Source organism: Streptomyces sp. AC627_RSS907 (genome assembly GCF_019049165.1).
On record NZ_JAGMUE010000962.1, the window covers coordinates 1 to 719 of the forward strand.

1 protein-coding gene is annotated in these 719 nt (G+C 77.6%); it reads right to left on the bottom strand.

The window, feature by feature from the left end; genetic code table 11:
* Positions 1-430: 430 nt before the first annotated feature.
* Positions 431-719, bottom strand: a 289-nt coding sequence (locus tag KUM32_RS39670) for an IclR family transcriptional regulator C-terminal domain-containing protein (protein ID WP_302185256.1), incomplete at its 5' end; no start/stop codon positions are given.

Genomic DNA, 719 nt, shown 5'->3' on the forward strand with positions numbered 1-719 from the left:
GTTCGCGGTGATGCGGTCGGTGAAGTGGCTCGGCGAGCGCCGGAACGGTTTCCTGCCGTACGCGCTGTTGCCCCGCTCGTTCTCGTTCTCGCCCATCACGCCTCTCCTGGTCGCTCGCCGTGCCGGGTGGGGTCGGCCCCTGACGGGTGGTCGGCGCCCGGCCGTGCGCGCCACCTGACCGCGGCGCCCCGCCCGGCGACGGCGGTCGCTCGCCGGGTGAGCGCGTGCGGTCGCGGGGCGCGGCTCGGGTACCCCGCGCCGGCGTCACCACGCCCACCGGTCCCACCGGCCCGGTGTGACGCATCGCCATCCTGCGTCGCCGCCGTCGCGTCCCGGCGCATTGACCGCACCGCCATCCGTGGCCCGCGTGCGGGCGGGGCCCGGCGCGACCGGGCCGGCGCGTGGCCCAGGCGGGCCCGGGCGGGTGCCGCTAGAGCTCGGCGCCGATGGCCTCGGCCGCCGTGTGGAGCAGGGGGGCCAGGTCGGCGGCGCGGGTGGCGCCGAGGCGGGTGCTGGGGGCGGAGATCGTCACGGCGGCCACGCAGACGCCGTCCCGGTCCCGTACGCCCACGCCGATGCCGTGCACGTCGGTCACGCTCTCGTCGATGTTGAGCGCGTAGCCCCTGCCGCGGCACGCGGCGAGGTCCTGTTCCAGCGCCGCCAGGTCGCGCACCGTCGTGGGGGTGAGCTGTTCCAGGCCCTGGGCGTAGGTCATGCGC